This is a genomic window from Lentzea sp. NPDC036949, from assembly GCF_055608075.1.
Genome location: NZ_JBVJRA010000004.1, coordinates 149,948 through 168,438, shown reverse-complemented (window position 1 = coordinate 168,438; position 18,491 = coordinate 149,948). Strand labels below are relative to the sequence as shown.

Annotated in this window: 18 protein-coding genes; 15 read left to right on the top strand and 3 right to left on the bottom strand. The window is 70.5% G+C overall.

All coding sequences use genetic code 11. From position 1 onward, the window contains the following. Positions 1 to 48 precede the first annotated feature (48 nt). Genes ACZ7CD_RS13230 through ACZ7CD_RS13220 form a run of 3 tightly spaced genes read left to right on the top strand, consistent with a single transcriptional unit; the run spans position 49 to position 2,795 of the window. A complete protein-coding gene (locus tag ACZ7CD_RS13230; RefSeq protein ID WP_360386101.1) occupies positions 49 to 750 on the top strand; it encodes a response regulator transcription factor in 702 nt (233 codons plus the stop codon). Further along, a complete protein-coding gene (locus ACZ7CD_RS13225) occupies positions 747 to 2,006 on the top strand; it encodes a sensor histidine kinase (protein ID WP_360386104.1) in 1,260 nt (419 codons plus the stop codon). Before ACZ7CD_RS13230 ends, ACZ7CD_RS13225 begins: the two co-directional genes overlap by 4 nt. 9 nt (positions 2,007 to 2,015) lie before the next feature. Further along, entirely contained in the window at positions 2,016 to 2,795 is a 780-nt protein-coding gene (locus ACZ7CD_RS13220) for a (deoxy)nucleoside triphosphate pyrophosphohydrolase (protein WP_360386107.1), read from the top strand. On the opposite strand, the gene trpS is transcribed toward ACZ7CD_RS13220, so the two are convergent. Further along, positions 2,788 to 3,711 (bottom strand): tryptophan--tRNA ligase, encoded by a 924-nt coding sequence (gene trpS / locus ACZ7CD_RS13215; RefSeq protein ID WP_360386110.1) that lies wholly within the window; start codon positions 3,709 to 3,711, stop codon positions 2,788 to 2,790. The genes ACZ7CD_RS13220 and trpS overlap by 8 nt on opposite strands. A gap of 171 nt (positions 3,712 to 3,882) precedes the next feature. Between trpS and ACZ7CD_RS13210 the strand changes: the two genes are divergently transcribed. Then, positions 3,883 to 4,188 carry a YciI family protein gene (locus ACZ7CD_RS13210; protein WP_470378953.1) on the top strand — a complete coding sequence of 102 codons (306 nt, stop codon included), beginning with the start codon at positions 3,883 to 3,885 and terminating at the stop codon, positions 4,186 to 4,188. A gap of 133 nt (positions 4,189 to 4,321) precedes the next feature. Here ACZ7CD_RS13210 and ACZ7CD_RS13205 read toward each other — a convergent pair whose 3' ends face one another. Further along, complete coding sequence (locus tag ACZ7CD_RS13205; protein ID WP_360386115.1) at positions 4,322 to 4,474, bottom strand: hypothetical protein; 153 nt, start codon at positions 4,472 to 4,474, stop codon at positions 4,322 to 4,324. A gap of 164 nt (positions 4,475 to 4,638) precedes the next feature. On the opposite strand from ACZ7CD_RS13205, the gene typA reads away from it, so the two are divergent. The 9 genes from typA to ACZ7CD_RS13160 all read left to right on the top strand — a co-directional run bounded on the left by typA (position 4,639) and on the right by ACZ7CD_RS13160 (position 16,205). Further along, complete coding sequence (gene typA / locus ACZ7CD_RS13200) at positions 4,639 to 6,534, top strand: translational GTPase TypA (protein ID WP_360386117.1); 1,896 nt, start codon at positions 4,639 to 4,641, stop codon at positions 6,532 to 6,534. Between the two features lie 233 nt (positions 6,535 to 6,767). Beyond that, positions 6,768 to 8,429 carry an ABC transporter family substrate-binding protein gene (locus ACZ7CD_RS13195; RefSeq protein WP_360386119.1) on the top strand — a complete coding sequence of 554 codons (1,662 nt, stop codon included), beginning with the start codon at positions 6,768 to 6,770 and terminating at the stop codon, positions 8,427 to 8,429. A gap of 421 nt (positions 8,430 to 8,850) precedes the next feature. After that, a complete protein-coding gene (locus tag ACZ7CD_RS13190) occupies positions 8,851 to 10,635 on the top strand; it encodes an ABC transporter family substrate-binding protein (RefSeq protein ID WP_470369409.1) in 1,785 nt (594 codons plus the stop codon). A 174-nt stretch (positions 10,636 to 10,809) separates the two neighbouring features. Then, positions 10,810 to 11,808, top strand: a complete 999-nt coding sequence (locus ACZ7CD_RS13185) for an ABC transporter permease (RefSeq protein WP_360386125.1) — start codon at positions 10,810 to 10,812, stop codon at positions 11,806 to 11,808. Then, positions 11,801 to 12,733: an ABC transporter permease gene (locus tag ACZ7CD_RS13180; protein WP_458429314.1), complete on the top strand. Its 933-nt coding sequence runs from the start codon at positions 11,801 to 11,803 to the stop codon at positions 12,731 to 12,733. Before ACZ7CD_RS13185 ends, ACZ7CD_RS13180 begins: the two co-directional genes overlap by 8 nt. A 2-nt stretch (positions 12,734 to 12,735) precedes the next feature. Further along, entirely contained in the window at positions 12,736 to 13,902 is a 1,167-nt protein-coding gene (locus ACZ7CD_RS13175) for an ABC transporter ATP-binding protein (protein WP_360386128.1), read from the top strand. Continuing rightward, a complete protein-coding gene (locus ACZ7CD_RS13170; protein ID WP_360386131.1) occupies positions 13,899 to 14,891 on the top strand; it encodes an ABC transporter ATP-binding protein in 993 nt (330 codons plus the stop codon). Before ACZ7CD_RS13175 ends, ACZ7CD_RS13170 begins: the two co-directional genes overlap by 4 nt. 56 nt (positions 14,892 to 14,947) lie before the next feature. Then, the gene (mshB, locus tag ACZ7CD_RS13165; protein ID WP_470378952.1) at positions 14,948 to 15,784 is read left to right on the top strand and encodes an N-acetyl-1-D-myo-inositol-2-amino-2-deoxy-alpha-D-glucopyranoside deacetylase; all 837 of its coding nucleotides are present in this window, start codon (positions 14,948 to 14,950) and stop codon (positions 15,782 to 15,784) included. Then, positions 15,774 to 16,205, top strand: coding sequence for a hypothetical protein (locus tag ACZ7CD_RS13160; protein WP_360386137.1), 432 nt, complete (start codon positions 15,774 to 15,776; stop codon positions 16,203 to 16,205). Before mshB ends, ACZ7CD_RS13160 begins: the two co-directional genes overlap by 11 nt. Here ACZ7CD_RS13160 and ACZ7CD_RS13155 read toward each other — a convergent pair. Continuing rightward, positions 16,181 to 16,849: a GNAT family N-acetyltransferase gene (locus tag ACZ7CD_RS13155; RefSeq protein WP_470378951.1), complete on the bottom strand. Its 669-nt coding sequence runs from the start codon at positions 16,847 to 16,849 to the stop codon at positions 16,181 to 16,183. The two genes, ACZ7CD_RS13160 and ACZ7CD_RS13155, sit on opposite strands and share 25 nt — an antisense overlap. A gap of 201 nt (positions 16,850 to 17,050) precedes the next feature. On the opposite strand from ACZ7CD_RS13155, the gene fdxA reads away from it, so the two are divergent. Both fdxA and dapC read left to right on the top strand, forming a co-directional pair. Continuing rightward, positions 17,051 to 17,380: a ferredoxin gene (gene fdxA, locus ACZ7CD_RS13150; protein WP_218130387.1), complete on the top strand. Its 330-nt coding sequence runs from the start codon at positions 17,051 to 17,053 to the stop codon at positions 17,378 to 17,380. Between the two features lie 2 nt (positions 17,381 to 17,382). Then, complete coding sequence (dapC, locus tag ACZ7CD_RS13145; protein ID WP_360386687.1) at positions 17,383 to 18,474, top strand: succinyldiaminopimelate transaminase; 1,092 nt, start codon at positions 17,383 to 17,385, stop codon at positions 18,472 to 18,474. Positions 18,475 to 18,491 lie beyond the last annotated feature (17 nt).

Genomic DNA, 18,491 nt, shown 5'->3' with positions numbered 1-18,491 from the left:
GCTGAGACCGTGCGAGCGACCGGGGTGGCGTGGGTGCATGCTGATCTCGTGAAGCCTCGAGTGCTGGTCGTGGACGACGAAGCCGGCGTGCGCCGGGCGTTGGAGCGCGGGTTGTCGGCCGAGGGCATGGAAGTCGTCACGGCCGCGGACGGGCCGACGGCGTTGCGGGTCGCGTTGACCGGGGCGTTCGACGTGGTGCTGCTGGACATCATGTTGCCGGGGCTGTCGGGGTACCGGGTGCTGCAGCGGATGCGGGCCGACGGGGTGCGGACGCCGGTGCTGATGGTGTCGGCCAAGGACGGTGAGGTCGACCAGGCCGACGGGCTCGACCTCGGGGCGGACGGGTACCTGGTGAAGCCGTTCAGCTTCGTGGTGCTGGTGGCGCAGGTGCGCGCGTTGCTGCGCAGGGGCGGGGGTGCGCGCCGCAGGCTGACGCTGGGGGAGCTCGTCATCGACCGCGGGTTGCGGGAGGTGAGCTGGGCGGGGCAGGACGTGTCGCTGAGCCCGCGGGAGTACGCGGTGCTGGACGTGCTGGCGTCGCGGGCCGGGTCGGTGGTGACGAAGGACGAGCTGCTGCGGACCGTGTGGGGCGATGAGCAGGCGGCCACGCGCAACGCCGTTGAGGTGTACGTGGGGTACCTGCGGCGGAAGCTGGAGGCGGTCGGGGCCGGGGAGGTGGTGCGGACCGTGAGGGGGCACGGGTACATCGCGTCGACTCCGGACCTGGACAGCGCGCTGGGGAACAGGTGAACCCTCGTCGCTGGTGGTCGCGGCGCAGCCTGCGGTTCCGCATCACCGTGGTGGCGACGGGGGTGGCGCTGCTGTGCCTGCTGGCGCTCACGGGGCTGGCGCCGTCGTTGATCGGGCTGGTCCAGCTCACCGCGGTGGACCGGGAGCTGGCGCAGGAGCCGCCGCGGGTGCTGGACCTCGCGGGAACGCCGGTGGACGGCAAGCCGGAGCTGCCGCTGACCGGGCAGGACGTCCGCGCGTTGAAGGCGGGGGAACCGGTGCTGCGGCTCGACGGGGCGTCCGCGTACCGGTGGCGGGGGCAGGTGGTGTTCCTCGGCGACGGGACGCCGCGGCTCGAGGTCTACGGCGACAAGCTGCTGGGGTACGAGAACGCCAACACGGTCGGCACGCGGTGGCTCGCGGTCGCCGCCGTGCTGGTGGCCGGGCTGGTCGGCACCGCCACGTGGCTCGCGGTGCGGTCGTCGCTGCTGCCGGTGGAGCGGATGCGGGTGGCGGCGGGGGCGCTGCCGCACGGGGAGCGGTTGCCGGTGCCGCCGTCGCGCGACGAGCTGCAGGCGCTGGCGCAGGCGCTGAACGCGTTGCTGGCGCGGCGGGACGAGGCGTCGGACCGGTTGCGGCGGTTCACCGGGGACGCGGCGCACGAGCTGCGGTCGCCGGTGGCGTCGGTGCGGGCGCAGGCCGAGGTCGCGGTGGCGCACCCGGACCCGGACTTCTCCATCGAGGTGCTGGAGTCGGTGGTCGAGGAGTCGATCAGGCTCAGCCGGCTCGTCGACTCGCTGCTGATCCTCGCGCGGGCGGACACCGCGGCACCGGGACGGGCCGAGGCGGTCGACCTGGTGCTGGAGGCGGAGGCGGCGATCTCCCGGCTCGACACCGAGCTGCTGGTGCGGCTGAACGCGCCGCCCTCGGCGTGCCTGGTGTCGGCGACGCGGTCCGAGGTCGAGCTGGTGCTGGACAACCTGCTGCGCAACGCCGGGCGGTACGCGTACTCGACGGTCACCGTCACGCTGGCGCCGGTCGGGCGGGACGTGCGGCTCATCGTCGACGACGACGGGCACGGCATCCCCGCGGAGCACCGGGCGAAGGTGTTCGACCGGTTCTACCGGGTCGAGGAGGACCGCGGGCGGGCCTCCGGCGGCTTCGGGCTGGGGCTCGCGCTGGTCGCGCACCTCGTGCAGCGGCGCGGCGGGACCGTGCTCGCGGCCGAGTCACCGGCCGGTGGCGCGCGTTTGGAGATCCGCTGGCCGTCCTGGTAGTCAACGCGGGTGCCTGAGTTGCGAGCGTCGGCGTTGGTCGACGCGCCCGTCGCGGTGGTCGCCGGTGCCCTGCTGGACACCTCGTTGCTGACCGGTCTCGGTGTGAGGGTGCCGGGGCCGCTGCTGTGCACCGGGGACGTGCTCACCGGGCCGTTCGGGGTGAAGCTCACCGTCACGCGCGCCGACCTGTCCGGGGTGTCGGCGGCGGGGGCGTTCCTGGAGCTGCACACGGACCTCGTGGTCACCGGTGCCGGGACGATGGTGGTCGACCGGGTGGGCTGGACGACCGTCGGCGGCGCGGTCGGGCGGTTCGCCGACGTCGTGGTCGGGCGCGGGATGGCGTTGCGCCTGCTGGAGAAGCGGTCGGCGGCGCTGGCCAGGCGGTGCGCCGAGCTGGTGGCCGCGCGGGTCGTCGTCGGAGCGGCCGTCGTCCGGGGCGGACGGTTGCTCGCGCAGCAGCGGTCGTACCCGGAGGGCCAGGCGGGGCAGTGGGAACTGCCCGGTGGCCGGGTCGAGGACGGGGAACGGCCGGAGGACGCGCTGGTGCGCGAGTGCGTCGAGGAGCTCGGTGTGCCGGTCGTGGTCGGCGACCGGGTCGGACCGGACGTGCCGCTGAAGCGGGACCTCGTGCTGCGGATCCACGCCGCCCGGCTCGACCCCGCGGGCGGTGAGCCGGAGGCGTTGGAGCACAACGCCGTCCGGTGGCTCACCGCCGACGAGCTGCCGGGACTGCCCTGGCTGCCGGCGGACCGGGTGCTGGTGCCGGCCCTGCTGGACCTCCTCAGCTGAGCCCGGACAACCGCAGCGCCGCGTCGAGGCGGGGCTGCGCGCGTTCACGGGCCCGGTCGGCACCCGCGCGGCGGATGCGGTCCAGCTCCGCGGGGTCGGCGAGCAGCGCGAGCGTGCGGTCGCGGACCGGGCGCAGCTCCTCGACCACCGCCTCCGCCACGGCCTCCTTGAGCTCGGAGAACCGGCCCGTGAAGTCCTCCGGTTCCGCACCGGTGCACGAGGCGAGGACGTCGGTCAGGTTCGCGATGCCGTCGGTCGACGACACCGCGCGCCGGATCTTGCGCCGCACCAGGTCCGGTTCGTCGAGCACGAAGACCACGCCGGCCGAGCTCTGCGCCGACTTGTCCATCTTGCGCGCCGGGTCGGACAGGTCCTTGATCCGCGCGCCCACCTTCGGCACCACCGCGGTCGGCACGACGAACACGTCGCCGTAGGCGTGGTTGAACCGCCGGGCGAGCGCGCGGGCCAGCTCGACGTGCTGGAGCTGGTCCTCCCCGACCGGTACCTCCGCGGTGCCCTGCAGCAGGATGTCCGCCGCCATCAGCACCGGGTAGGTGAGCAGGCTCAGCCGCACCGACTCGCGGCCGAGCGACTTCTCCTTGAACTGGATCATCCGCGCGGCCTCGCCGTAGGTGCAGGTGCACTCCAGGACCCAGTTCAACGCCCCCAGCTCGCGGATCAGGTCGGACTGCACGCAGGTGCTCTCCGGTTCGATGCCGCACGCGATCAGCACCGCGAACTGCTCCCTGGTGAGCGATCGCAGCCGTTGCGCGTTGTGCGAGGACGTCATCGCGTGCAGGTCGCTGATGAAGTAGACGTCGTCCTTGGTGCCCTCACGCGCCCACGTGCGCAGCGCCCCCAGGTAGTTGCCCAGGTGCACCTGGCCGGACGGGGTGATGGCCGACAGCCTGATCATGGTCGGGTCCCTTCGAGGTTCGGGACCGCCCGCACGGAACGCATGAAAAAGCCGCCCCTGCCGGGCGGCCCGTGTTCGCGTCAGCGCACAGCTGTTACGGCCGCCTGGAAGCGGCCCGCCAGAACGCGTTCATCGTGCGCATGCCCGGCAGTATAGGACTACCGTTGCTCCATGTTCATAGTGTTGCTGGAGTACGCCGCGCCGCTGGAACAGATCGACTACGCCCTCCCCGACCACCGCGAGTGGGTCGAGGAGCAGTACGAGCGGGGGCTCTTCCTCGCGTCCGGGCGTCAGGTGCCGAGGACCGGGGGCGTGATCATCACACGCCCGATGCCCCGGGGCAGGCTCGAAGCGCTGCTCGCCACGGACCCGTGGGCCGAGCAGAAGTTGGTGAAGTACAAGATCATCGAGTTCGAGGCGACGCGGACCGCCGACGAGCTTGCCAAGCTGAACGAGGCCGTGCTGCCGGCCGGTTAGCCCGGCCGACCGGCCACCCACCCGATCGAGGCGTCGAGCACCCGGTCGCGGGTGCCGCTCGTGCCGGGAACGGCCTCGCGGAGTGAGCTTGCGCACGTGGAACGGCCCGTCCACGCGTGGACGGCAGGCGGTCTCACGCCGCCTTCTGGGCCTTCTTGGCGGCCTTCGCCGCCTTCTTCGCGGCCTTCTTCCTGGCCTTGTCGCGCTCCTTGAGCAGGAAGGGCACCGGGCAGCGCTTGCACTGCGGCTTCGACCTGCAGCACTTCTTCTTGAGCTTTTTACCCACGTGTTGAACTCCCCCTCACTCCTGCCGCTACAGTAGGTGAGGCTCACTTCACTGGCACTCTTGTGTGGTAATGCCGCCCCGGCCGGTACTCTGGTGTACGGCTGTGCGCATCGACGTGTCCGGCGCGAGCCCCCTCCACGACTTTCAAGCTCTAGGAGTTCTGCGTGCCCACGGCCACCGCGTCCGCCCTACAGACGCGCACTGACCTGCGCAACGTCGCTATCGTCGCGCACGTCGACCACGGCAAGACGACTCTCGTCGACGCCATGCTGCGCCAGTCCGGCGCCTTCTCCGCGCGGGCCGAGCTGGTCGACCGGGTCATGGACTCCGGCGAGCTCGAGCGCGAGAAGGGCATCACCATCCTCGCGAAGAACACCGCCGTGCGTCGTCACACGCCCGACGGTGACGTGATCATCAACGTCGTCGACACCCCCGGCCACGCCGACTTCGGCGGCGAGGTCGAGCGGGCGCTGTCGATGGTGGACGGCGTCGTGCTGCTCGTCGACGCGTCCGAGGGCCCGCTGCCCCAGACGCGCTTCGTGCTGCGCAAGACGCTGGCCGCCGGCCTGCCGGTGATCCTGCTGGTCAACAAGGTCGACCGCCCCGACGCCCGGATCTCCGAGGTCGTCGAGGAGGCCCACGACCTGCTGCTCGACCTGGCCACCGAGGTCGGCGCCGACGAGTCCGTGCTGGACCTGCCGGTCGTCTACGCCTCCGCGCGTGCCGGTCGCGCCTCGCTGACCCAGCCGGAGGACGGCGGCCTGCCGGACGAGGAGAACCTGGACACCCTGTTCCAGGTGCTGATGGAGCACATCCCCGCGCCGCACGTCGACGTGGACGGCCCGCTGCAGGCGCTGGTCACGAACCTCGACGCCTCGACGTTCCTCGGCCGCATCGCGCTGTGCCGCATCCACCAGGGCACGATGCGCAAGGGCGAGACCGTGGCGTGGTGCCGCGAGGACGGCGAGCCCGTCAAGGTCCGCATCACCGAGCTCCTCATCACCGAGGCGCTGGACCGCGTGCCCGCCGAGTCGGCCCGCGCGGGCGACCTGGTCGCCATCGCCGGCATCGCGGACATCACCATCGGTGACACGCTGGCCGACGCCGAGAACCCCGAGGCGCTGCCCCGGATCACGGTCGACCAGCCCGCCATCTCGATGACCGTCGGCGTGAACACCTCGCCCCTGGCCGGTCGCAACGGTGGCACCAAGCTCACCGCCCGCGTCCTCAAGGCGCGGCTCGACGCCGAGCTCGTCGGCAACGTGTCGGTGAAGGTCCTGCCGACCGAGCGCCCGGACACCTGGGAGGTGCAGGGCCGCGGTGAGCTGGCGCTGGCCATCCTGGTCGAGCAGATGCGCCGCGAGGGCTTCGAGCTGACCGTCGGCAAGCCCCAGGTGGTCACGCGCACGGTCGACGGCAAGGTCCACGAGCCGTTCGAGCGCCTGTCCGTCGACTGCCCGGAGGAGCACCTCGGCGCCGTCACGCAGCTGCTGGCCAACCGCAAGGGCCGCATGGAGAACATGTCGGGCCACGGCACCGGCCGCATCAAGCTCGACTACGTGGTCCCGTCGCGCGGCCTGATCGGCTTCCGCACCGAGTTCCTCACCGAGACCCGCGGCACCGGCATCGCCAACGCCGTCGCCGAGGGCTACGGCCCGTGGGCGGGCGAGATCCGCACCCGCCACAACGGCTCCCTGGTCGCCGACCGCGCCGGCTCCATCACCGCCTACGCGATGATCCAGCTGGCCGACCGCGGCACGTTCTTCGTCGAGCCGGGCGCGGACGCCTACGAGGGCATGGTCGTGGGCGAGAACCCGCGCGCCGAGGACCTCGACGTCAACGTCACCCGCGAGAAGAAGCTCACCAACATGCGGTCCTCCACGGCCGACGTGATGGAGACCCTGGCCCGTCCCCGCAAGCTCTCGCTGGAGGAGGCGCTGGAGTTCTGCGCCTCCGACGAGTGCGTGGAGGTCGCGCCGGAGGTCGTGCGCGTGCGCAAGGTGACGCTGGACGCCAACATGCGCGGCCGTGAGCGGTCGCGGCTGAAGCAGCGCGGCTGATCTTCGCCCGGTCGGTGGGCGGTCCGGCTCCTGCCGGGCCGCCCACCGGCGTTTGGCGGCCGGTCGGGCCCGCCTGACCGGTGAACCCGCCCGAACCGCCCACCGGGGTGAGCCGTACTACCCGGCAGCGACGCAACCCCGCCGCGGACCGGGACGTCCTCCCAGTGACGCGGGTGACAGGTACACCGGGTTGCCCGCACGCGTTCACACCACTTCTGGCAATGTGAGGACCCATGAGGCGTCTCGGGGGAGTGCTGGCAGCCGCCGTCCTGTGCGGCGCTGCGGCCTGCACGAACGCGCCTCCGCCACCGCTGGTCCCCAAGTCCGAGGCCCCGGTCATCACCACGACGGGACCGAAGGTCAAGGAGGTGGTGGTCGGCGTCGACGACGTGGCCGGCGGCTACAACCCGCACGCCACCGCGACGCAGAGCCAGATCACGACCGCGCTCAGCTCCCTGCTGCTGCCGTCGGTGTTCCGCAGCGGGCCGAACGGTGCGCCGGAGCTCGACCGGAACCTCATGGTGAGCGCGAGGGTCACCAAGGCCGAGCCGTTCACGGTCACGTACACGATCCGCAAGGACGCCTCGTGGTCGGACAGCGCGCCGATCGCGGCAGAGGACTTCTACTACCTCTGGCAGCGCATGCGCAGCGAGCCCGGCGTGGTGGACCCGGCCGGCTACCGGCTCATCGACAACATCAGCGCCCGCGAGGGCGGCAAGGTCGTCGAGGTCGCCTTCGGCACGCCGTACCCGGGGTGGCGCAGCCTGTTCGGCAACCTGTTGCCGGCGCACCTGCTCAAGGACGCTCCCGGCACGTGGTCGAACGTGCTCGCCACCAACTTCCCGGCCACCGCGGGGCCGTTCGCCGTGCGGAGCCTCGACGAGCCGCGCGGCGAGGTGATCCTGGAGCGCAGCGACCGGTACTGGGAGGTGCCGACCACGCTCGACCGGCTCGTGCTGCGGCGGGCCACGCACAGCGCGATGGCCGAGTCACTGTCCAAAGGCGACAACCAGGTGGTGTTGCTGCGAGCGGACGCCGCCGACGTCAACCTCATGAGGACGGTCGCCGGTCTCGACACGAAACCCGTGCCGCGCAACGAGGTCGTGCAGGTCCTGTTCAGGCCGGCCAGCCAGCAGCTCGCGGATCTCAAGGTGCGCAAGGCACTCGTGGCCGCCCTCGACCGGGACGCGTTGATCGCGAGCGGTGCGCAGAGCGGGCCGAGCGCGCAGCTGCGGGCCGACTCCTACGTCGTGCCGCCGAGCCGCGCCGGGTACCGGCCGGTCATCCAGGGCAACACGCTCGACCCGGCCGCGACCGAGCAGCTGCTCACCGAGGCGGGGTACGCCAAGGGCGCCGAGGGGTGGACCAAGGCGGGCAAGGCGCTGAAGCTGCGGATCGCGGCCGCGGACGGGATCGAGCCGTACGTGACCGTCGCGAACCAGGTCAAGGCGCAGCTCGGGGCCAGGGGGATCGCGGCCGAGGTGGTCACGCCCAAGGCCGACGAGCTCTTCACCGTCCAGCTGCTGCAGAAGGACGTCGACGTCGTCGTCGGGCCGCGCGTGGACGCGGGCGACTCGGCGGCCGGGCTCGCGAGCCAGTTCGGGTGCACCGGGGACGCGCCGGACGGTGCCACGCCGAACCCGGCCAACGCCGCCGGGTTCTGCGACCCGGTGCTGCAGGCCGAGATCGACGCGGCGCTGGGCGGCAAGGTGCTGCTGGCCGACGCGCTCACCCGGATCGAGCCGCAGCTGCAGGCCCAGGCGGTGGCGCTGCCGCTGTTCCAGGTGGCCGACCTGCTCGGGGTGCTGCCGACGGTGTCCGGCGTGGACACCGGAGCGCCGCTCGCGGGTGTGCTGAGCGGTGCGCCCGAGTGGCGCCGCCTCGACACCAAGTGACGGGCCGCCCGGCCGTCCGGCCACACCGCGCACGGGATCGTCGTCGAGCAGGTTCAACCGGTGGAGAAGTGGGCACCCTCGCTGCGGCCGCTGAGGAAGTCGATCTTCGAAACGGGCTCGTCGTGCCGGGAAAACGGCCGGGTGGGCCCAATTCCGCGTTGGTACGTTCGGTCGCCTTCGTTGACAGAATTCCCTGTGCCCGGTTAACGAACGCCTTCGCCCGGTAATCGGGCCATTGCATTGGGCTACAAGGCGTCACCATTGGGTCACGATCGCCCTCCCAGGTAGTGACCGCCGCCTCAACGGGTTCTTACGGTGCTGCCCACGATGTGCCGGTTCGGGGCGCGTATGGCACATCACGGTCACGGGTGTGCACACCGGATGAAGGTGCGGCCGCCCAGTGCTAGGAGGGCACGTGTCGATGAGGAAGACCAAAGCACTGCCGGCGATCGCGCTGATCTCCAGCGCGGCGCTCGTGCTGGGTGCGTGCGGTGGTGGTGGCGGCGGCAACACGGACGCGAACGGGAACGACGCGACCGTCGCCGAGATGGCGACCGCGCGCGGCGAGTCCGGAGACGGCTACACCGCACCGGACACGAAGTCCAGCGAGCAGGTCGTCGTGTCCACGGACAAGCCGTACACGACGTACAACAACGCGACGGAAGACGGCAACAACTCGTACAACACGTTCGCGCTGGTGCTGGTCCAGCCGGGTGCGCACATCCTGAACGGCAACAACAAGGTCATCCTGAACAAGGACGTCATGGACGGGGTCGAGCTCACCTCGAAGTCCCCGCAGACGGTGACCTGGAAGCTGAAGAAGGGCGTCACCTGGTCCGACGGCGAGGCGTGGGACTGCGACGACTTCTACCTGGCCTGGTTCTCGGCCAGCACGAAGGCCAAGAAGGCCGACGGCAGCAAGTACTTCAAGCCGGCCGGTACCACGGGCTACGACCTGATGACCGGTTCGTGCAAGGACGACCAGACGTTCGTGGGCACCTTCGACAGCCCGTACCCGGACTACGAGGGCCTGTTCAACAGCGACGTCCTGCCCGCGCACATCCTGGAGAAGGGTGCCGGCGTCGCGGACGTCACCAAGCTGACCGCGACGAGCGACCCCGCCGAGCTCGAGAAGGCCTCCGCTTTCTGGAACGAGAAGTGGAACGGCTTCGACAAGGCGCTCATGCCCGGTGCGGGCCCCTACATGCTGACGAGCTACGAGGCCAACCAGTCGGTCACGCTGGAGCGCAACCCGAAGTGGGCCGGCAAGCCCGGTGGTCCCGCCAAGATCATCCTGAAGGCGATCCCGGACCCCGTCGCGCAGGCGCAGGCGCTGGAGAACGGTGAGGTCTCCGTCAACTCCTTCGCGCAGCCGGACGCGAACGCGGCCACCAAGCTGAAGAGCCTGAACGCCCAGGGCGTCACGTTCGGCGCGGGCCCCGGCCTGTCGTTCGAGCACCTGGACATCCAGTTCAAGCACCCGGCGCTGTCCAAGGAGGAGATCCGCAAGGCCTTCTTCATGTGCGTCAAGCGCCAGGACATCATCGACAAGCTGATCTCCGAGGTCCAGGCCGACGCGAAGCCGCTCGGCAGCCTGATCTTCTTCCCGAAGGACGAGGGCTACAAGGACGTCTACGGCGAGAAGGCCAAGGGTGACGCGGCCGCCTCGAAGAAGATCCTCTCCGACGCGGGCTGGACGCAGGGTGCGGACGGCGTGTTCGCGAAGGACGGCGTCCGCGCCTCCTTCCGGATCAGCCACACCGACATCCCGCGGCGCAAGCAGACCGTCGAGCTGATCCAGGGCCAGTGCAAGGAAGCCGGCATCGAGGTCAAGGACGACACCGACCCGAACTTCCTCGACGAGCGCGTGTCCAACGGTGACTACGACGTCGCCCTGTTCGCGTGGTCCGGTGACCCGTTCAAGAGCTCCAAGAAGTCGATCTACGAGACCGGCGGTGGCCAGAACTGGCAGAACATGAGCGTCCCGGCCGCGGACGAGGCCCTCAAGACGGCCGTGTCCCAGACCTCGATCGCGGACTCGCTCAAGTACTTCCAGAAGGCCGACGAGGAGATCGCGAACGCGTACGGTTCGCTCCCGCTGTTCCAGATGCCGAACATGTGGGCGTTCAAGGGTCTCGACCGCGTGTACTTCCAGAGCTACTACGGCGCTCTCTGGAACGCCAACGAGTGGCAGCCCAAGAACTAGACGGGCCTGAGCAGTACACGAGGCTGAACTGAGGGGACGGGGCCGGGCCTACAGGTCCGGCCCCGTTCGCCTGGGTTCCCCGCACGCCACCACCGCGCGTACATTCCGCGCTGCGGGGTTCCCGTGCCCGGCCTCACCCCCCGGCAGCCGGGTGCCGCCCAACAGGAGCTTGTCGTGATTCGCTACATCATTCGTCGTTTGCTCATATCCATACCGATCCTGCTGATCGGTAGCTTCGCCTGCTACGTCCTCGTCGCCACGGCGGGCAACCCGCTGGCGGAGATGCGGTTCCGCCCCGGTGTCACCGAGGCCGACATCAGGGCCGCCGAGATCTCGCTCGGTCTCGACAAGCCGATCGTCGTCCGCTACTGGAACTGGCTCACCGACTTCCTGTCCGGTGACTGGGGACAGAGCATCGCACTCGGCCAGGCGAAGCAAGCGGTTTTCCCGGCGGTCACCGACGCGCTGTGGACCACCGGGCGGCTGGTCATCGGGGCCGAGCTCCTCGCGCTGACCCTCGGCGTCTCGGTGGGCGTGCTCGCCGCGGTGAAGCAGTACTCGATCTTCGACTACCTCGCCACCAGCACCGCGTTCCTCATGTTCTCGATGCCGATCTTCTGCGTCGCCGTGATCGTGAAGAACTACGGCATCCAGTTCAACAACGTCCTGGAGTCGATGGGGCTGGACCGCTGGCTCACCACCGCCGGTCCGCGGCCGGGTGGCTTCAGCGGCGACCTCGGCGACGTGATCTTCAAGTACACCGGCACGTTCCTGTTGCCGACGGTCGCGCTGATGCTGATCAGCTTCGCCGCCTACAGCCGGTTCGAGCGGGCCTCCATGCTGGAGATCCTGCACTCGGACTTCGTGCGCACGGCGCGGGCGAAGGGCATCTCGCAGAGCCGGGTGGTCTTCCGGCACGCGTTCCGCAACGCGCTCATCCCCGTCGCCACGCTGTTCTCGCTGAACTTCGGCGCGGTGCTCTCCGGCGCGATCATCACCGAGACCGTCTTCGGCTGGGCCGGCATGGGCACGCTGCTCGTGAACTCCGTGCGCCAGTTCGACCCGGCGATGCTCATGGGCTGGCTCGCGGTCACCGCGACCCTGATCGTGCTGTTCAACCTGGTTGCCGACGTCGTGTACGGCATCCTCGACCCGAGGATTCGCCTTGGCTAACATCAACCTGGCGTCCGAGGGCGGCGTGGTCAGCTCCGCGCCCGAGGCGGGCGCCCACGAGTTCGACTCGGCGAAGACCCGCACGCAGGGGCAGCTCGTCATCCGCCGCTTCCTGCGCCACCGGCTCGCCATGGTGAGCCTCGGCGTGTTCGTCTTCCTGGTGCTCTTCGCGTTCGTCGGCCCGTTCATCTGGACCTACGACTTCGAGGACGTCTCCAGCAGGTCCTACCAGCCGATGAGCGGCACCCACCCGCTCGGCACCACCCAGGTCGGCAAGGACATGCTCGCGCTGCTCATGCGCGGCACCGGCTACTCGCTGCAGATCGCGCTGATCGTGGCCGCGCTGGCCACCGCCATCGGCGTGACGTTCGGCGCGCTCGCCGGCTACCTGCGCGGGTTCGTCGACGCGGCGCTGATGCGCCTGGTCGACCTGCTGCTGATCATCCCGCAGATCGCGGTCGCCGCGATCGTGGTGAAGGGCTTCTCCGGCAGCTGGTACGTGGTCGCGCTGGTGCTCGCCGCGTTCGCGTGGATGCAGATCGCCCGCATCACCCGCGGTGAGACGCTCTCGCTCGCGCAGCGGGAGTTCGTCGAGGCGGCCCGCGCCTGCGGTGCCACCACCCCGCGCATCATCTTCAAGCACCTGGTGCCGAACATGATCGGCAGCATCACCGTGAACGCCACGCTGGCGATCGCGGCGGCAGTGCTCACCGAAGCCGCGCTGTCGTTCCTGGGACTGGGCGTCCAGCCCCCGGACACCTCGCTCGGCGTGATCGTGCTGGAGAACTACGGGCAGTTCCTGAACCGGCCCTGGCTGTTCTGGGGTCCGTTCATCGTGCTCGTGTCGCTCTCCCTCGCCGTCAACTTCATCGGTGACGGCCTGCGCGACGCGTTCGACCCGCGGCAGACGAAGGTGCGTGCCTGACCATGACCACTGTTCCCGAACTGACCGAGGACTTCCTGCCGGCCGACAACGGGTCCACCGCACCGCTGCTGTCGGTGAAGGACCTGTCGGTCACCTTCCCGACCGACGACGGCGACGTCCGCGCCGTGCGCAACGTCTCGTTCGACCTCAACGCCGGTGACGTGCTGGGCATCGTCGGCGAGTCGGGCTCCGGCAAGTCGGTGTCGTCCATGGCGATCATGGGCCTGCTGCCGGGCAGCGCGCGGATCGAGGGCTCCATCCGCTACCGCGGCCAGGAGCTCAACGGCCGCACCTACAAGCAGATGCAGCCGTTCCGCAGCAAGCACATCGCGATGATCTTCCAGGACCCGATGACGTCGCTGAACCCGGTCTACAGCGTCGGGTGGCAGCTCGCCGAGACCTACCGCGCGCACCACGACGTCTCGAAGAAGGCGGCGTGGGCGAAGGCGGTCGAGGCGCTGGAGCTCGTCGGCATCCCGCAGCCGGACAAGCGCGCGGCGCAGTACCCGCACGAGTTCTCCGGCGGCATGCGGCAGCGCGTGGTGATCGCGATGGCGATCATCAACGACCCCAGCGTGATCATCGCGGACGAGCCGACCACCGCGCTCGACGTGACGGTGCAGGCGCAGATCCTCGACACCATGCTGCGGCTGCAGGCCGAGACCGACGCGGCGATCATCATGATCACCCACGACCTCGGCGTCGTCGCCGGCATGGTCAACCGCGTCCAGGTCATGTACGGCGGCACCGTGGTGGAGTCCGGCCCGGTCGACGACGTGTTCGAACGGCCGCGGATGCCCTACACCGTGGGCCTGCTGGGCTCCGTGCCGAACCCGGCCTCGCTGGGCAAGCGGCTCACCCCGATCAAGGGCGCGCCGCCCTCGCTGGTGAACCTGCCGACCGGCTGCTCGTTCTCCCCGCGCTGCCCGCTCGTCACCGACGTGTGCCACGAGTGGGAACCGCACCTGGAGGAGGCGGGCCGGCCGGACCACCGCACGCGCTGCCACCGCTGGGAGCACCTGGCGGCCCACGAGCAGCCGCAGAGGCTGTTCCTGCACGACGAGATCGGCACCGTGGAGAACCCGGCGGTCTTCGCCGCGGCCAACCCCGACGAGTCGCTCGAAGTCACCGCCGTGCACGGAACCCTGCTGGACGAGGAGTCGAAGTGACCACCCCGCTGTTGGAGGTCACCGACCTCGTCAAGGAGTTCCCGGTGCGCGGCAAGGGGATCATCCCGCGCAACGTCGGCACCGTGCAGGCCGTGTCCGGTGTGTCGTTCACGCTGAGCCCCGGTGAGACGCTCGGCCTGGTCGGCGAGTCCGGTTGCGGCAAGTCCACGACCGGGCGCGCGATCCTGCAGCTGCACAAGCCCACCTCGGGCTCGGTGAAGTTCGAGGGCCGCGAGCTGACGTCGCTCAGCACCAAGCAGCTGCGGCCGCTGCGCAAGGACATCCAGATCGTCTTCCAGGACCCGTACGCGTCGCTGAACCCCAAGTGGCAGGTCAACGACATCATCGCGGAACCGCTGGTGATCCACGGGGTCGAGGGCGGCGTGCAGCGGCGGGTCAACGAGCTGATGGAGCTCGTCGGCCTGAACCCGGAGCACCGCAACCGGTACCCGCACGAGTTCTCCGGCGGTCAGCGGCAGCGCATCGGCATCGCCCGCGCGCTGGCGCTGAACCCGCGCTTCCTGGTGCTCGACGAGCCGGTGTCCGCGCTGGACGTGTCGGTGCAGGCCGGTGTCGTGAACCTGCTGGAGGAGCTGCAGGAACGGCTCGGGCTGGCCTACCTGTTCGTCGCGCACGACCTCTCGGTGGTGCGGCACATCTCGGACCGGGTCGCGGTGATGTACCTCGGCAAGATCATCGAGATCGGCGAGCGGGAGGCGATCTACACCCGCCCGATGCACCCGTACACGCAGGCGTTGCTGTCGGCGGTGCCGATGCCGGACCCCAAGCAGGAGCGCAAGCGTCAGCGGATCGTGCTGACCGGTGACGTGCCGTCGCCGGTGAACCCGCCGTCGGGCTGCCGGTTCCGCACGCGGTGCTGGAAGGCCCAGGACATCTGTGCCACCGAAGAACCGAAGCTGGAAAGGCGAGGTGCGCCGGACGGAACGTTGTCCGCCTGCCACTTCGCTGAGGAAAAAACGGTCGTGTGAGACCGATGTGAAGGCCACCTTCGTCCCTGGACAAAGGTGGCCTTTACTCTTTTCTGGTGACGCTGACTGCCCCACCACGGTTGCTCTTCGTGCACGCCCACCCAGACGACGAGAGTCTGTGGACGGGCGGCACCATCGCGCGCTACGCCTCGGCCGGCGCCCACGTCACGGTGATCACGTGCACGCTGGGGGAGGAGGGTGAGATCATCCCGCCCGCACTCGCCCACCTGGCCGCCGCGGAGGCCGACCAGCTCGGCGGCTACCGCGTCGGGGAGCTGAGGTCCGCCTGCGCGGCACTGGGCGTGACCGACCACCGGTTCCTCGGCGGCATCGGCAGGTGGCGCGACTCCGGCATGGTCGACGTGCCGTCCAACGCCCACCCGCGCGCGTTCGTCCAGGGCTCGGTGCAGGAGCAGGCCGCGCAGCTCACCGACGTGCTGCGCGAGGTGAAGCCGCAGGTCGTGGTGAGCTACGACGCGTTCGGCGGGTACGGGCACCCGGACCACATCCGCGCGCACGAGATCACGATGGCCGCCTGCGCGCAGGTCTCGGACGTCGAGCGGGTGTTCTACGCGGTGACCTCGCGCGACGCCACGGAGGCGGGCGTCGCGGCGCTGTCCGCGGTGCCGGAGGCGTTCCGGCTGCCGGAGCCCGGCGAGCTGCCGGTGACGCCGGACGAGGACATCACCACCGTGATCGACATCTCGGAGCACCTGATCGCGAAGCGCCGTGCGTTGCGCGCGCACTCCACGCAGGTCAGTGTGTGGGACGAGGGGTACGCGTTGTCGAACGGCATCGCCCAGCCGCTGGTCGGCAACGAGTACTACGTGCTCGCCAAGGGACCGGCGGACGGCGTCGCCGCGGATCTGTTCGGAGGACTGGGTGAGCGCTAGCTGGCGAGTGGTGTTGCTGCTGCTCCTGTGCGTCGAGGCAGCGGTGCTCGCTGTGCTGGAAGTGTTCTTCCTGCTCGTCCGGTTCGACGGGACGCTGCTGCCGGACCTCGGCGCGTGGCCGTTCCCGGTCATGGTCGTGGTGGCGGTGGTCACCACGCCCGTGCTGGTCATGTGGGCCGCGGCGCTGTCGGACCGGGTGTCCGCCGCCGCGGCGCCGCTGCTGGTGTGGTTCTTCACGATCTTCGCGCTCGCCTACCTGGAGCCCGGCCGGGTCGCCCGCGTCAGCTTCCTGCTGGGCGACTGGCGCACGCTGCTGCTGATCGCCGGCGGCGCGCTGCCGGGCGCGGTGGCCGTGAGCGCGGCGATGGCGCGCAACGCGGCCAACCGGCCCGGTCTCTACGACCCCGCGGGCACCCAGTAGCGGTAGCGGTGGTGCTCGGAGCAGCCGAGCTCCTCGTACAGCCGGATCGCCGCGGTGTTGTGCTCGGCGACCTGGAGCGCGCACGTCGTGGCGCCCTCGGCGAGACCCCACCCGGCCAGCTCGCCCATCAGGCGCGTGGCCAGACCGCGGCGGCGGTGCTCCGGCCGCACGGCGAGCCGGGCCACGTGCAGCACGTCCTCGACGACCGCCCCGCGCACGGCGGCGACCACGACCCCGTCCTCCTCGACGCCCGCGAAGCACACCCGGCCGGTGCCGAGCACGTGCCGCATCGCGGCGGTCACCTCGGATCCGGCCGTCAGTTCCCACCATCCGGGAAGATCGCGGCTTTCGGCGGCACCGTCGGCGAACTTCTCCAGCGGACCCGTCATGACCAGCGACTCCGCCCCGCCGGGGTGGTCGAGGTCCACCCGCCAGCCCGCGTCGGTGATCGCCCGCTCGTGACCGCTGCCGCGCACGACGTGAGCAGTGGGTTTGATGCCGTGCGCACGGGCGAACCTCTCGACGGCCGACAGCGCCGACGGAACCGGTGCACCGGGATCGCCGCAGGTGAGCGTGCTGTTCGCGCGGCCGGTGAAGCCGGCGGCCGCGCGCATCAACCAGTCTCCAAGCCGTTCTTCTGCCACCGCGGGCCATGCTCGCGCGCAGAGCGATTCCAGGTGATCCACTGTGTGCACGGGTCCATCCTCGTCTCAGGGAGCGAGCCGGGGTGGGTGGTGTGACGTGGCGCACCAGGCAGCTAAGGCAAGCCTGACCGGGTGATACTCGAACGTGCCGCGTACTCTCCGGCTTGCGCGGTGTGGACCAGTGAGAAGCAGGAGAGCGCAGTGACCTATGTGATCGCCCAGCCGTGCGTGGATCTGCTCGACAAGGCGTGCATCGAAGAGTGCCCCGTCGACTGCATCTACGAAGGCGACCGGATGCTCTACATCCACCCCGACGAGTGCGTGGACTGTGGCGCGTGCGAGCCGGTGTGCCCAGTGGAAGCCATCTACTACGAGGACGACGTCCCCGACGAGTGGAAGGACTACACCAAGGCGAACGTCGACTTCTTCAACGAGCTCGGCTCACCCGGTGGCGCCTCGAAGGTCGGCAAGGTCAGCGCCGACCCGGAGTTCGTGAAGGCACTCGCACCGCAGGCTGCTGAGGGGCATTGATCATCCAACGCCGAGGTCCGGGCCTGCCGGACTTCCCGTGGGACTCGCTGGCCGGCCACGCCGCCAAGGCGCGCAAGCACCCCGGCGGTGTGGTCGACCTGTCGGTCGGCACACCCGTCGACCCGGTTCCCGCGGTGATCCAGTCCGCGCTGTCGTCCGTCGCGGACGTTCCCGGCTACCCGACCACCCACGGCACGCCCGAGCTGCGCGCCGCCTTCGTGGCGGCCGTGCGGCGGCGCTACGGGATCACCGGCCTGTCCGCCGACGCGGTGCTGCCCACGATCGGCTCCAAGGAGCTGGTGGCGTGGCTGCCGACGTTGCTGGGCGTCGGTCCCGGTGACGTCGTGGCCGTGCCGTCGGTGGCGTACCCGACCTACGAGGTCGGCGCGCTGCTCGCCGGTGCCGAGGTCGTCCGGCTGGCCGACGACGAGCGGCCTCCGCCCGGCACGAAGCTGGTGTGGCTGAACTCGCCGTCGAACCCGACCGGCCGTGTCCTGTCGACCGAACAGCTGCGTTCCGCCGTCGCCGCCGCGCGCGAGGCCGGAGCCGTTGTCGCGTCGGACGAGTGCTACCTCGCACTGCCGTGGGACTCCGCGCCGGTGTCGGTGCTCCACCCGTCCGTCGTGGACGACTTCGACGGCGTCCTCGCCGTGCACTCGCTGTCGAAGTCGTCCTCGCTGGCCGGTTACCGGGCCGGGTTCGTCTTCGGCGACCCCGAGCTGGTCGCGGGCCTGCTGGAGCTGCGCAAGCACGCGGGCATGATCGTGCCGCGGCCGGTGCAGGAGGCCATGCGCGCCGCCCTGGAGGACGACGCGCACGTGGCCGAGCAGCGGGCCAGGTACCAGGCCCGGCGCGAGGTGCTCAAGCCCGCGCTGGAGGCGGCCGGGTTCACCGTGTCGCACTCCGAGGCGGGGCTGTACCTGTGGTCCTCGCGCGACGAGGACGCCTGGGAGACCATCGCCTGGCTGGCGGACCGGGGCATCCTGGCCGCACCGGGCACGTTCTACGGTCCCGCGGGTGCCCGGCACGTGCGGATCGCGCTGACGGCCACCGACGAACGGGTCGCGGCCGCCGCGGAGCGGTTGAAGGCCTGACCCGGCGTTGCCGGCGC